We start from the raw sequence: 542 nt of genomic DNA on the forward strand, positions 1-542 counted from the left end.
GATGATGAAATTGAAATCATTAGAGAAAAGCTCAATAACCATATCATCAATCATATCTATGATGGTGAAGTGCATAAGGAACTGTCAGATGAATTTGATAGTTCCTTTTGCCCTCACTGCGGGCATGAGCACATCATTAGATATGGCAAGGATAAAAATGGAAATCAAAGATATTTATGCAAACATTGCCATAAGACTTTCTCGCCCATGACAGGAACTTTGTTTTCGTATTCAAAGAAGGAAGCCTATCAATGGTATCTGTATATGGAATCACTCTTTCGTGGTGATACCATTGTTCAGTCTGCTCATATTGCAGGTATATGCGAACATACATCTCTTGTGTGGAGACATAAGATACTGAGTGTATGTGCTTCTCTCACAGCTGAAGATCGCATACTAGATGGAGTTGTTTACCTTGATGAGAAACTTTCAGATGTTAAACATCCTGGAATAACAGTTGAAGATAAAGAATCAAAGAAGAAAAGAGGAATCAGCGATCAGAAGAGAAACATTGTCTGTGCCATAGATGAGCACAACAATAA

The 542-nt window shown here is 37.3% G+C and carries 1 protein-coding gene; it reads left to right on the forward strand.

Features of this window, described 5'->3' with window-relative positions:
* The coding region (locus B5E79_RS13530; protein ID WP_479684574.1) for a transposase at positions 1-542 on the forward strand (542 nt) is incomplete at both ends.

The sequence above is a fragment of the Massilimicrobiota sp. An134 genome (assembly GCF_002160815.1).
In the GTDB taxonomy this organism is placed as follows: Bacteria; Bacillota_I; Bacilli_A; order Erysipelotrichales; family Coprobacillaceae; genus Allocoprobacillus; species Allocoprobacillus merdigallinarum.